Source organism: Streptomyces sp. PR69 (genome assembly GCF_026420845.1).
In the GTDB taxonomy this organism is placed as follows: Bacteria; Actinomycetota; Actinomycetes; order Streptomycetales; family Streptomycetaceae; genus Streptomyces.
Genome location: NZ_JAOWCB010000003.1, coordinates 1 through 12,268, shown reverse-complemented (window position 1 = coordinate 12,268; position 12,268 = coordinate 1). Strand labels below are relative to the sequence as shown.

The window sequence follows — 12,268 nt, the reverse complement described above, 5'->3', positions numbered from 1 at the left end:
CCGATGCCCGCACCCACAGCCGGACCCACAGCCGCAGCCGGAACGCCCCCGAGCGCCCCCGGAACGAGGAGGCCATGCGCACACCCCGCAGGACACCGGGCGAGGACGCCACACGCCCCCGCGACCCCCAGCCGCCCACCGCACCGCCCGTCCACGGTCGGCGCGCACACGCCGGGCCCCCGGCCGTCGAGCACACGGGGCACAGCCCCGCGCCCGGCCCGGGGCCGGAGCGGGCCGCCCCGGCTCCCCGGAAGCCCGGCCGGGGGGCCGGCCGATTGCTGCCCCGCCCCAGAACCGTACGGGCGAAGATCATCTCGCTGCTGATGGTCCCGGTGCTCTCGCTGCTCGCCCTCTGGGGCTTCGCGACCGTCACCACCGCGCAGGAGGCGTCGGCGCTGCGCCGGCTGCAGACCGCGGACGCCCTGGTGGGCGAGCCGGTCGCCGCCGCCGTCACCGCGCTCCAGGACGAACGGCGCGCGGCAGTGCGACAGCTCGCCGCCCCCTCCGACGAGCGGGCCGCGGCCTTCGGGCAGGAAGTCCGGCGCACCGACCGGGCCGTTGCGCGGCTGCGGCTGGACGGGGAGCACACCGTCGCCGTCGGCGGAGACGTCCCGGCGGATGTGGCCAGGAGGCTCGGGGAGTTCGTCGAACGGGCGGACGGGCTCCGGGAGTTGCGTGCCCTCGTCACTGCCGCCAAGGCCGCAGGCAAAGCCGACGGCGCAGCGGGGGAGGAGGCAGGGGAAGAAGCAGGGGAAGAAGCGGGGGAAGAAGCGGGGGAAGAAGCCGGGGAGGAATCCGGGGATGAGACGGGAGGCGATTTTGGAGGCAAGACCGGGAGCGAGGCTGCCTGGGCCGCCGCGTACGAGCAGTACACCGAGGCCGTCACGGCGGCGTTCGGCGTCGTCGGGGCGCTCAGCGCCGCACAGGGTGCCGGAACCGGCGCGGACGCGCGCGTACTGCTGGAGTTCGCCCGGTCCGGCGAGCTGCTGGCCCGTGAGGACGCGCTGCTGAGCGCGGCCCACCTCGACAAGCGCTTCGCCGCCCCCCGGCTGCGGGAGTTCACCGGCGCCGTAACCGCCCGCCGGACCCTCGCCGAGTCGGCCGCACCCGACCTGCCGGCCCCCCAGCGCACGGCCTGGCAGGAGCTCACCGCGCAGAGCGCCTACCGCCGGCTGCAGCATGCCGAGGACGAGACCCTCGCGGCCACGGCGGGCCGCGACGCCGCCCGCGCCGTCTCCGCCTCGGGCTGGGATGCCGCGCACACGGAGGTACGCGACCGGCTCCGCGCCATCGAGGCCGACGCCCGGCACGCCGCCGCCGACCGCGCCGACCCCGTGGCCGGGGGCGTCTTCACCGCGGCGGGCGCGGCCGTGCTCCTCGGCCTCGCCGCCGTCGCCGCCTCCCTGGTGATCTCCGTGCGCATCGGTCGCGGACTGGTCGTCGAACTGGTCAGCCTGCGCAACACCGCCCTGGAGATCGCCCGGCGCAAACTGCCCGAGGCCATGGACCGGCTGCGCACCGGGCAGGAGATCGACATCGAGACCGAGGCCCCGCGGGGACCGGCGGCGGCGGACGAGATCGGGCAGGTCGGCGAGGCACTCGGCACCGTGCACCGGGCCGCGCTCAGCGCGGCCGTCGAACGGGCGGAGCTGGCGGACGGCATCTCCGGCGTCTTCGTCAATCTCGCCCGCCGCAGCCAGATCCTGGTCCACCGTCAGCTCGCGCTCCTCGACGCCATGGAGCGGCGCACGGACGACCCCGACGAACTGGGCGACCTCTTCCGCCTCGACCACCTGACCACCCGTATGCGCCGGCACGCCGAGAGTCTGATCATCCTGTCCGGCGCGGCCCCCGGGCGCGGCTGGCGGACGCCGGTCCCGCTCACCAGCGTCGTACGGGCCGCCGTATCGGAAATCGAGGACTACGCGCGCGTGGAAGTGCATCAGCTCCCGGAAACCGCGATCAGCGGGTCCGCCGTCGCGGACGTCACCCATCTGCTGGCCGAACTCGTCGAGAACGCGGCCCAGTTCTCCCCGCCCCACACCAAGGTCCGCGTCAGCGGCGAACCGGTTGGCAACGGATACGCCCTGGAGGTCGAGGACCGCGGTCTGGGCATGGGCAAGGAGGCGCTCGCCGAGGCCAACCGCAGGCTCGCGGAGTCCGAGACCCTGGACCTCTTCGACAGCGACCGGCTGGGGCTCTTCGTCGTCAGCCGACTGGCGTTCCGCCATGAGATCAGGGTGCAGCTGCGCACCTCGCCGTACGGCGGCACGACCGCGGTGGTCCTGCTGCCCACGGCTCTGCTGCAGGGCGCCCTCACGGCCTCCCCGGGCGGCGGACGGGACGGACGGGACGGACAGCCGGAGCGCCGCCCGGCCCCGCACCCCGATCCCCTGCGAAGCAAGGGAATCCCGGTGCCCGGCCCGCGCAGGGAAGCGCCCCCGCAGCTCCAGGCGTACCGCGGCGGGCCGTCGGGTGCGCCGCCCCCGAACGGGACCCCCGGCGTCACCGTACTCCGGCAGCGCGGCGGCGCATCCGACGATCCGCGCGGCGGCGGCGACCGCACACCACAGACACCACAGCCACCGCCACAGCCGCACCAACCACGTCGGCCTCAGCCACCGCACCAGTCGAACCAGCATCAGCCGCACCAGTCGCAGGGCGACGAACTCCCCCGACGTGTGCGCCAGGCCAGCCTCGTCCCCCAGCTCCGGCAGCGGCAGGACACCGGGGCGCAGCGGACACCGGCGTCGCCCGGGCCGTCGGACGCCGGAGCCGAAGGCGCCCGGGAGCGCACCCCCGAACAGGTGCGGGCCCGGATGGCCGCCTACCGCGACGGATGGCGCCGCGGCGGGGGCCTCGCCGCCGGAGACACCCCCGGCCCCGGCCCCGGTCCGGCCTCCGGCCCCGGCAGCCCACACCGCAGCTCAGGCACCGAAGGAGACCCCGCATGACCGAGTACGACAGGTTCGACACGGCCCCCGCCCGCCCCGGTGCGGGAGACCTCGACTGGCTGCTGGACGACCTGGGCATGCGCGTCACCGAAGTCCGCCATGCGATCGTGCTGTCCAACGACGGTCTGCCGGTGGGCGCTTCGTCCGCGCTGACGCGCGAGGACGCCGAGCACATGGCCGCCGTCGCCTCCGGGCTGCACTCGCTCGCCAAAGGCGCGGGCCGCCATTTCGGCACCGGCGGCGTACGCCAGACCATGGTCGAGATGGACGACGGCTTCCTCTTCGTCGCGGCCGCGGGCGACGGCTCCTGCCTTGCCGTGCTCACCGCCGTCACGGCTGACATCGGCCTCATCGCCTATGAGATGGCCCTGCTCGTCAAGCGCGTCGGCGAGCATCTGCGGACGCCGCCGCGCATCGCCGCGCCATGAGCCGCTGGTACGACGCTGAAGCGGGTCCGCTGGTCCGTCCGTACGCGATGACCGGTGGCCGGACCAGACCCGGACCGAACCACATCAGGCTGGACCTCATCGCTCTGGTCGACATCGCGCCCGACGCTCCGGGCCCGGCACAGGAGGCGCTGCTCGGCCCCGAACACCGCACGCTGCTCGCCCTGTGCCGTCTTCAGCCCCAGTCCGTCGCGGAACTCGCCGCCGACGCCGACCTGCCCGTCGGAGTCGTACGCGTCCTCCTCGGCGATCTCCTGCAGGGCGGCCACATCAGGGTGAGCCGTCCCGTGCCGCCCGCCCAGCTTCCCTCGGAGAAGATCCTCCGCGAAGTGATCGAGGGCCTGCGGGCCCTGTGATGGCGCCCAGCAAGGGCCGGAAAGGGGTGCAGCATGGCTGCCGAAAGCCATGACAGCGCCGTCGGCGACGCCGCCGACGGCCCAGCCGTGGGCGGGTCCGCGGACGCCGCCGGCGAGTCCGCCGCCCTCGCGCTGAAGATACTGGTCGCCGGCGGCTTCGGCGTCGGCAAGACCACGCTCGTCGGCGCGGTCAGCGAAATACGCCCGCTGCGCACGGAAGAGCAGCTCAGCCAGGCGGGCAGCGCCGTCGACGACACCGGGGGAGTCGACCAGAAGACCACGACGACGGTCGCCATGGACTTCGGGCGCATCACGATACGGACCGGCCTGTCGCTGTATCTCTTCGGCACTCCCGGTCAGGACCGCTTCTGGTTCCTCTGGGACGAACTCGCCCAGGGCGCGCTGGGCGCCGTCGTCCTCGCCGACACCCGCCGCCTCGTCGACTGCTTCCCTGCCGTCGACTATTTCGAGCACCGGCGCATCCCCTTTCTCGTCGCCGTCAACTGCTTCCCCGGCGCACGCGCCTACCGTGCCCACGAGGTGTCCCGCGCACTCGACCTGGACGGCGGCACCCCGGTCGTGCTGTGCGACGCGCGGGACCGGGACTCCGGAAAGGAGGTCCTGATCCGGCTCGTCGAATACGCGGGCCGTATGCACACCGCCCGGCTGCTGGACTCCGTCGGCTGACATGCCCTCAGGGCTTTGAAATCCCCGGATCCCGGGCAACGGCCTGGCTGCACCTTGCCCTGCCGAGGCCCGTGCGCAAGGCTTGCGGGCACTACGGGGAGCGAGGAGCACGGGGAGTGCACGGGGACGCATGAGCGGAGGCCGACCATGGCGCTGAGCAAGGGACTCGACTGGCTTCTGGACGATCTGACCAGCCGGGTCGAGCCGATACGGCATGCGCTGGTGCTGTCCAACGACGGCCTGGTGACGGCGGCGAGCAAGGGGCTGGCCCGGGAGGACGCGGAGCATCTCGCCGCGGTCTCCTCCGGGCTGCACTCCCTCGCCCGGGGCTCGGGCCGTCACTTCCGCGCCGGCAGGGCACGCCAGACGATGGTGGAGTTCGACGAAGCGCTGCTGTTCATCACGGCGGCGGGCGACGGAAGCTGTCTCTGTGTGTGGAGTGAGGCGGAGGCGGATGTCGGGCAGATCGCCTACGAGATGACGCTGATGGTCAACAGAGTCGGCGAACACCTCGGCGTGGACGCCAGGCAGCAGCACGAAGACCCCGCCTGACCTGCGGCTTCCTCGATTCCCCGCGGGCTGCTGCGGAAGCGTGCGGAAGTTATCCACAGGCCGAGCGGGGCAGGGCTTCCACGGGCTACGGTCGTCACCGAGAGTGTTCGACACGCACGGGGGAGACGATTGACCATGACCGACAGGACAGCGGGGCAGAGCGCCGCCGCGGCGCACCGCACCTGGACCGCGGGCCGAGCCGCACGGGAGCTCGGACTCCGGCGCGGAGAGTTCGATCTGGCCGTCCAGCTGGGGCACATCCGCACAGAGCCGGGCGCGAGCGGACGCCCACCGCGAGTAGCTGAGAGCGAAGTCGAGCGGCTGCGCCGCGCGGAGGGCTTCCCCGGCGCACTGCGTGAGCGGGTGCGGACGGTCGGCGTCATGGAAGGCGCACAGCTCATCTCCATCAGCCCCGCGCGCTTCGCCCGGCTGGCACGGACCGGGCACCTCACCCCGGTCAGGTTCTATCTGAACCGCTATCGCGCGGTGGTCTGGGGCTATCTCGCCGACGAGATCAGGGAGTTCGCCCGCAGTCATCCCGGCCTCCTCAGCGGCCGGACGCCTCCTGCGATGCGCGCCCTGCTGGAGGAAGGCGTCGACCGGCGCGCCCGCAACTGGCGGGGGAGACGCCTGGGCATGCTGCTGCGCCAGACCGACGACCCCTGGGAGCAGGCCGCCGCCATCACGGCGGTACTGGACCCCGTGACCGTCGCCGACGTGGTGGCCGACCCCTATGAGCGGGCCCATCTGCGGCAGCTCAGGCCCGAACTGGCCCGTGTGCGCGAGGAGTCCCCGGCCGCCCGCGCGGTGGTGCAGCGGCTGCTGCTGGCCGACGACCCCGACGAGCTCCACTGGCACCGCGAAAGCCTCGCCGACACCCTCCGCCAGGCGCGTGCGCTGCGCCCCGCGCCGCGCCCCAGCCAGAGCGCCTCCGGACCGGGCCCCTCCGTTCCGGGCCGCTCCGTTCCGGGCCGCTCCAGCCCCGCGGACCCCGCGCCTGAGCAGCGCCCCGAGAGCCGGCCGAGGCTCCGGCCCAGCCCACGGGGATCGCGGAGACCGCGGGGCCGGAGGTCGCTGCTGGCGCTGCTGAGGAGGCGTGTGAAGCTGCGCTGTTCACCCGCTTAAGAAAACCTCGATGGACGAGCGAGTCACCGCTGGGCAGATTGGTGCGGGTCATATGGCCGGAGCGGGTGAAGGCTCCGGGCCGCCCTCATCCCCCCTGCCTGGAGACGCCGCGATGAAGGCACTTGTCAAGCAGCACGCCGAGCCTGGACTGTGGCTCATGGACGTGCCGGAGCCGGACACCGGCCCGGGCGATGTGCTGATCAAGGTCCTGCGCACCGGGATCTGCGGCACCGACCTCCACATCAGGAGCTGGGACGGCTGGGCCCGGCAGGCCGTCAGCACCCCGCGGGTCCTGGGCCATGAGTTCGTGGGCGAGGTCGCCGCCGTCGGCGCGGACGTCCAGGACATCGCGGTGGGCGACATCGTCAGCGGCGAAGGCCACCTGGTGTGCGGGAAGTGCCGCAACTGCCTGGCGGGCCGCCGCCATCTGTGCCGCTCCACGATCGGCCTCGGCGTCGGGCGTGACGGCGCGTTCGCCGAGTATGTCGCCCTGCCCGCCGCCAACGTCTGGGTGCACCGCACCAAGGTGGACCTGGACATCGCGGCGATCTTCGACCCCTTCGGCAACGCCGTCCACACCGCGCTCTCCTTCCCCCTGGTCGGTGAGGATGTGCTGATCACCGGCGCCGGGCCGATCGGCATCATGGCCGCGGCCGTCGCCCGGCACGCCGGTGCGCGCAATGTGGTGATCACCGATGTCAGCGAGCCCCGGCTCGACCTCGCCCGCAAAGCCGGAGCCACCCTGGCGCTCAATGTCTCGGAGCACGACATCGCCGAGGCGCAGCGCCGTCTGGAGCTGAGGGAGGGCTTCGACATCGGCCTGGAGATGTCCGGCCGCCCCGAGGCCATGCGGGACATGGTCGACAACATGACCCACGGCGGCCGGATCGCCATGCTGGGCCTGCCCGCACAGGAGTTCGCGATCGACTGGTCGAAGATCGTCACATCGATGATCACCGTCAAGGGCATCTACGGCCGGGAGATGTTCGAGACCTGGTACGCGATGACGGTGCTGCTCGAAGGCGGGCTCGACCTCAGCCCGGTGATCACCGGCTCATACGACTACCAGGACTTCGACGCCGCGTTCGACGAGGCGGCGAACGCCCGCAGCGGCAAGATCATCCTGAATTGGGGCGCCTGACTCCCGGTGGCCGGCCCACTCGCCTGTGGGCGAGCCGCAGTCCCGCTTCCCCTTCCGCATCGCTAGGAGCCCTGATGTACGCGTCCGTTCGCAATGAACTCCGCACCGCCCTCGACGAGATCCGGGACGCCGGGCTCTACAAGCCCGAGCGTGTCATCGGCACCCCGCAGAGAGCCTCCGTCGCCGTCACCGAGGGCGGCGCCCCCGGCAATGTGCTGAACTTCTGCGCCAACAACTATCTCGGCCTCGCCGACCACCCCGAGGTCGTGGCCGCCGCGAAGGACGCGCTGGACCGCTGGGGCTACGGCATGGCCTCCGTCCGCTTCATCTGCGGCACCCAGGAGATCCACAAGGAGCTGGAACAGCGCCTTTCGGTGTTCCTCGGCCAGGAGGACACGATCCTCTACTCCTCCTGCTTCGACGCCAACGGCGGCGTCTTCGAGACCCTCCTCGGCCCCGAGGACGCCGTGATCTCCGACGCCCTGAACCACGCCAGCATCATCGACGGCATCCGGCTGTCCAAGGCCCGCCGCCACCGGTACGCCAACCGCGATCTGGCCGATCTGGAGCAGCAGCTCAAGGAGACACAGGACGCCCGCCGCCGTCTGATCGTCACCGACGGCGTGTTCTCCATGGACGGCTATGTGGCGCCCCTGACGGAGATCTGCGACCTCGCCGACCGCTATGACGCCATGGTCATGGTCGACGACTCGCACGCCGTCGGCTTCGTCGGCCCCGGCGGCCGCGGCACACCCGAGCTGCACGGCGTCATGGACCGCGTCGACATCATCACCGGCACCCTGGGCAAGGCCCTCGGCGGTGCGTCGGGCGGCTATGTGGCCGCCCGTGCGGAGATCGTCGAGCTGCTGCGGCAGCGGTCCCGTCCCTACCTGTTCTCCAACTCGCTCGCCCCCGTGATCGCCGCCGCCTCCCTCAAGGTCCTCGACCTGCTGGAGTCCGCCGCCGATCTGCGCGAGAGGCTGGCCGCGAACACCGCGCTGTTCCGCACGAAGATGACTCAGGCCGGCTTCGAGATCCTCCCCGGCGACCACCCCATCGCCCCCGTCATGATCGGCGACGCCGCCGAGGCCGGCCGGATGGCCGAGCTGCTGCTGGAGCGGGGCGTGTATGTGATCGGCTTCTCCTACCCCGTCGTCCCGATGGGCCAGGCCCGGATCCGGGTCCAGCTCTCCGCCGCGCACTCCGCCGAGGACGTGGAGCGGGCCGTCGCCGCCTTCGCCGACGCACGCCGGGCCCTGACGGCCTGACCCGGTGCGCGGCCGCCCGGCTGTCACAATGGCCTCGTGATCGACCCCCGGCGGCTGCGCATCCTGCGGGCCGTGGCGGACCACCGTACGGTGACCGCCGCGGCGGCCGCGCTGTATCTGACCCCCTCGGCCGTCTCCCAGCAGCTCAACGCGCTGGAGCAGGAGACCGGGCACCTCCTGCTGATCCGCAGCGGCAAGGGAGTGCGGCTGACCGCCGCGGGCGAGATCCTGCTGGCCCACACCCATGAGGTGCTGGCCCAGCTGGAACGCGCCGAGGCGGAACTGGCGGACTATGCGGGCGGAGTCGCCGGAGAGGTCACGGTCGCGGCCTTCGCCACCGGCATCGCCGAGGTCGTCGCCCCCGCCACGGCCGCGCTCGCCAAGGACTGCCCCGGCATCCGGGTGCGCGTGCGGGACGCGGAGGGCGACGAGAGCCTGCCCCTCGTCCTGGACGGCGAGGCGGATCTGGCCGTCGCGGTCGAATACCGGGGCGCACCGGCGGAGGACGACCGGCGTCTGGCGCGGGTGCCGCTGTACGCCGAGCCGTTCGACGCCGTCCTCCCGCTGGGCCACCGGCTCTGCGGCCGCGAGCGGATCGAACTCGCCGACCTCGCGGACGACGACTGGATCGGCCAGTACCCCGGCAACCCCTGCCATGACATGGTGCTCTTCGCCTGTGAACTCGCCGGCTTCCAGCCGCGCCTGCTGCACACGTCCGACGATTTCCGCGCGGTCGTGGCGCTGGCGGCCGCCGGTGCGGGCGTGGCGCTCGTGCCGCGGTCTGCGCTGCGCGGCATGGAACTGAGGGACGCCGTGGTGCGCCCGGTGGCGGGCACGGCGGCCACCAGGCGCGTGTTCGCGGCCGTGCGGCGGGGTGCGGAGCCCCATCCGCTGTTCCGCCCCGTCCTCGACGCCCTCGCCCAAGCGGCCTCCGGCCTGTCCGCGGACTGACCCCCTCCTCGGGGGCTCATGTGAGCCCGTTGGGGGCACCCCCGGACGAAGTCTGGGGGAGTTTGAGGACACGGCCGAAGGCCGTACGGGGGTCTGGGGGCGAAAGCCCCCAGTCACAGGGGAGCAGGCCCCGGCCGTTTACACCACCGCGCCGGACCCGCCCCGCTTCCCGCCCCCCTTCTCCAGCGCGCGGACCGCCCCCGGCCACCGCTCCTCGAAGATGACCGACAGCGGCGCCGCGGTGAAGACGCTGGAGGCCATCCCGGCGACTACGCCCGCCAGCAGCGCGATGGAGAAGTCCGCGAGGGTGTCCCCGCCCAGGACGGCGAGAGCGATCAGAATGAACAGCGCACCCATGCCCGTGTTGACCGTCCGCGGCAGCGTCTGCGCGACCGCGCGGTCGGCGAGTTCCGGCCAGCCCGCGGTGCGGCGGGCGCGCCGCAGCTCCCGGAGCCGGTCGAGGACGACGACCGTGTCATTGACCGAATAGCCCACGACCGTCAGCAGCGCCGCCAGGAAGACACTGTCCACCGGCTTGCCCAGCCAGGCGAAGAGCCCCAGCACGAGCAGCACGTCCTGCAGCATGGCGACCACCGCCGCCACCGCGAACGTCCAGCGGAACCGCACCGTCAGATAGAGCAGTTGGGCGCCGACGGCGACGCCCAGCGCCACCAGCGCCTGGGTGCGCAGTTCCTCGCCCAGACTCGGCCCGATCCGTTCGTCCCGCTCCAGCGTCAGCTCCCCGGAGCCGCCGTCCACCGCGCCGCCGAGCGCCTCGCGGATGCGCACCTGGTCGTCGTCGGACAGCTCGCCTGCTGTCCGCACGGACACCCCCGCCTCGCCCGAGGTCTGCACGACCGCGTGCGGGAATCCCGCCTCGGCCACGGCCGCGCGCGCCGCCTCGGCGTTCACGGTCCCCTCCGCCGCGTAACTCACCATCCGCCCGCCGGTGAACTCCACGCCGAACTCCAGCCCCCGCAGTCCCATACCGCAGAGAGCGGCCAGCGCCAGCACCGCACAGGCGGTCAGCCAGATCCGCCGGCGGCGCATCAGCCTCAGCCCGCGGCGCTCCAGCAGCGCCCGCAGGCGGCCCGTGCCGCGCAGCCCGGTCACGGCGGGATTGCGGCGTACCGCTCCGCGGCGCAGCGCCCAGTCGGCGAGCAGCCGGGTGATCACCATCGCCGAGATCATGGACGCCAGCACGCCGAGGGCCAGGGTCACGCCGAATCCCTTGACGGGACCGGAGGCGAGCGCGAACAGCAGGCCCGCGGCGATCAGCGTGGTCACATTCGAGTCAGCCACCGCGCTCCACGCCTTGCGGAAGCCGGTGCGCAGCGGCCCGCGCAGGTCGGACACGGCCGCCTCCGCATCCCCGGAGCGCGGGGTGCGACGCCGCGCGTACTCCTCCCGCGCCCGCTCGAAGACCAGCACGTTCGCATCGACCGCCATGCCGATCGCCAGCACGAATCCAGCCAGACCGGGGAGCGTCAGCGTGGCCCCGAGGGCCACCACGGCGGCGTACGAGATGAGCCCGTACAGCGCCAGTGCGACCGTGGCGACAAGCCCGAGCAGCCGGTAGACGGCGACGATGAACACCGCCGTGCACAGCAGGCCGATGACCGCTGCCTGTGCGCTCGCCCGGATGGCCTCCGCGCCCAGCGTCGGGCCCACGGTGCTCTGCTCCACCGTCGTCACGGGAACGGGCAGCGCGCCGCCCTTGACCAGGGCGGCAAGTTCCCGTGCCGCGGCCGCGTCGAAGCCTCCGGTGATCTGGGTCGAGCCGGCGACGATGCCCGTGCCGCAGGGCACCGAACTCTGCATGCCGGGCGCGGAGATGATGCGGCCGTCGAGGACGATGGCGACCCGCCGCGAGGGATCGCCCTGGGCGGCGCAGGCCGCCCGGCCCGTCACCTCCGCCCAGGCGTCCGCCGCACTCCCGCGGAAGTCGAGTGCGACGGTCCAGCCGTTGCCGGACGAGGTGTCCAGCACCGCCTCCGCGTCCTTGACGCCGTCGCCTGTCACGACGGGCGGATCCAGCCGCAGGAAGCGCCCCGGCGCATCCGGGTCGGGCAGGGTCCGTGCGCCGTCGGCGTCGGGGCCGCTCGGCGGCCCGGCGGTCATCTCCCGCACGGGATGGATGGTGAGCTGTGCGGTGCGGCCGATGGTCTCGGCCGCCTCGCGCGGATCCTGTACCCCGGGCAGTTCGACGACGATGCGCCGTTCCCCTGAGCGGGTGAGCGAGGGCTCCGCGACGCCGAGCGCGTCGACGCGGCCGCGCAGCACCTCCAGGGTCCGCTCGGTGGCCGCGGCGTCGGCGCGGACGGCGGGGGTGTCCTGGGTCTCCAGGACGATACGGGTGCCGCCGCGCAGATCAAGTCCGAGGCGGGCGGGCACGGTCAGGGCGAAGAACAGGGACCCGGCGACCACGGCGAGCGCGACCAGAGCGCGCCAGAGCATGCCGCGGGACGGCCGGTGAGAAGCCGGCCTGCGAGAAGCCGGCCGGTGAGGGGACGACCGGGGGGACGGGGCACGGGAGACAGAAGACGTACGAGAAGACATAAGGGCTCCACGGACAGCCCGTCCACGGCCGGCGGCGCGCACCACAGGGCACGGCCGGGCGGCGGACGGGAAGGGCACAGAAGGGGACGGCGGCATGACGACCGGCGTCATGCGTCCGTCGGGGGAGGCGTCAGCTGTGCCGTGTGGAGGGCGGTGCGCGGGTGTGGCGCGGGTCGTACGGGGCGTGCGGCGGGGCCCGTTCCCAGCGCGGCCGCACGCCGTCCCGGCC

10 protein-coding genes are annotated in these 12,268 nt (G+C 73.2%); 9 read left to right on the top strand and 1 reads right to left on the bottom strand.

The genetic code is table 11. The features are described from left to right. The first annotated feature begins 74 nt into the window (after nucleotides 1-74). From OF819_RS03475 to OF819_RS03435, 9 genes are all read left to right on the top strand, one after another. Entirely contained in the window at nucleotides 75-2,954 is a 2,880-nt protein-coding gene (locus OF819_RS03475; protein ID WP_267241816.1) for an ATP-binding protein, read from the top strand. Continuing rightward, a complete protein-coding gene (locus tag OF819_RS03470) occupies nucleotides 2,951-3,382 on the top strand; it encodes a roadblock/LC7 domain-containing protein (protein ID WP_267241815.1) in 432 nt (143 codons plus the stop codon). Before OF819_RS03475 ends, OF819_RS03470 begins: the two co-directional genes overlap by 4 nt. After that, complete coding sequence (locus tag OF819_RS03465) at nucleotides 3,379-3,756, top strand: DUF742 domain-containing protein (RefSeq protein ID WP_267241814.1); 378 nt, start codon at nucleotides 3,379-3,381, stop codon at nucleotides 3,754-3,756. Before OF819_RS03470 ends, OF819_RS03465 begins: the two co-directional genes overlap by 4 nt. 33 nt (nucleotides 3,757-3,789) lie before the next feature. After that, a complete protein-coding gene (locus tag OF819_RS03460; protein ID WP_267241813.1) occupies nucleotides 3,790-4,443 on the top strand; it encodes a GTP-binding protein in 654 nt (217 codons plus the stop codon). 147 nt (nucleotides 4,444-4,590) lie between these two features. Continuing rightward, a complete protein-coding gene (locus tag OF819_RS03455; protein WP_267241812.1) occupies nucleotides 4,591-4,995 on the top strand; it encodes a roadblock/LC7 domain-containing protein in 405 nt (134 codons plus the stop codon). A gap of 135 nt (nucleotides 4,996-5,130) precedes the next feature. After that, nucleotides 5,131-6,120: a DUF6397 family protein gene (locus OF819_RS03450; RefSeq protein WP_267241811.1), complete on the top strand. Its 990-nt coding sequence runs from the start codon at nucleotides 5,131-5,133 to the stop codon at nucleotides 6,118-6,120. Nucleotides 6,121-6,232: 112 nt separating this feature from the next. Beyond that, nucleotides 6,233-7,261, top strand: coding sequence for an L-threonine 3-dehydrogenase (gene tdh / locus OF819_RS03445; protein WP_267241810.1), 1,029 nt, complete (start codon nucleotides 6,233-6,235; stop codon nucleotides 7,259-7,261). Between the two features lie 74 nt (nucleotides 7,262-7,335). Next, nucleotides 7,336-8,529, top strand: coding sequence for a glycine C-acetyltransferase (locus OF819_RS03440; RefSeq protein WP_267241809.1), 1,194 nt, complete (start codon nucleotides 7,336-7,338; stop codon nucleotides 8,527-8,529). Nucleotides 8,530-8,565: 36 nt separating this feature from the next. Then, entirely contained in the window at nucleotides 8,566-9,480 is a 915-nt protein-coding gene (locus OF819_RS03435) for a LysR family transcriptional regulator (protein ID WP_267241808.1), read from the top strand. Between the two features lie 138 nt (nucleotides 9,481-9,618). On the opposite strand, the gene secD is transcribed toward OF819_RS03435, so the two are convergent. Further along, nucleotides 9,619-11,937 (bottom strand): protein translocase subunit SecD, encoded by a 2,319-nt coding sequence (gene secD, locus OF819_RS03430; RefSeq protein WP_267241807.1) that lies wholly within the window; start codon nucleotides 11,935-11,937, stop codon nucleotides 9,619-9,621. Between the last annotated feature and the right edge of the window lie 331 nt (nucleotides 11,938-12,268).